We start from the raw sequence: 696 nt of genomic DNA, 5'->3' as shown, positions 1-696 counted from the left end.
CTCCGTCAATGCCAACGAGACCGCCGATGGCCTGGAGCTGTGGACCGCGAATGCAGAGGGACAGCCGACGATGAAGGGCACGGCGGTGTGGTGAGCCCCCGCCGTCTCCTCGTCGTCATTGCGAGCGCAGCGAAGCAATCCAGAGTCTTTCCGCGAAGGAAGCCTGGATTGCTTCGTCGCTTCGCTCCTCGCAATGACGACAGGGAGGACATCACACCATGGACATCGGATTCATCGGCCTCGGAAACATGGGTTTTCCGATGGCCCGGCGGTTGATCGAGGCCGGCCACAGGCTCGTCGTGTTCGATACCCGCAAGGAGGTCGTCGAGAAGCTGGTGGCGCGCGGTGCGACGGCTGCGACATCGCCGAAGGATGTCGCCGATCAGGTCGAGACCGTGATGGCGAGCCTGCCGTCGCTCCAGGCCTCGCTCGAGGTCGCGACCGGCGCGAACGGCGTGATCGAGGGCAGGCGCGCCAGGCGCTTCATCGATCTGTCCACCGTCGGCTCCCAGATGGCGACGAAGATCCACGGCCTGCTGGCAAGGAACAACATCGTGCAGATCGACTCTCCGGTCTCCGGCGGCGTCGGCGGCGCCGAGAAGGGCACACTGGCGGTGATGGTGTCCGGGCCGAAAGCGGAATTCGACCTGGTGAAGCCGGCGCTCGAGGTGATCGGCAAGCTGTTCTTCATCGGCG

General features: G+C 65.1%; 1 protein-coding gene. It reads left to right on the top strand.

From position 1 onward, the window contains the following. Window positions 1–218: 218 nt before the first annotated feature. Window positions 219–696 (top strand): NAD(P)-dependent oxidoreductase (locus AACY08_RS27770; RefSeq protein WP_339472307.1); only part of this gene is annotated, 478 nt, incomplete at its 3' end.

The organism is Pseudomonas sp. EL_65y_Pfl1_R83, from assembly GCF_963970695.1.
GTDB lineage: Bacteria > Pseudomonadota > Gammaproteobacteria > Pseudomonadales > Pseudomonadaceae > Aquipseudomonas > Aquipseudomonas tritici.
Note: the sequence above shows the minus strand (reverse complement) of the source record. Positions and strands in the feature narration are given on the sequence as shown.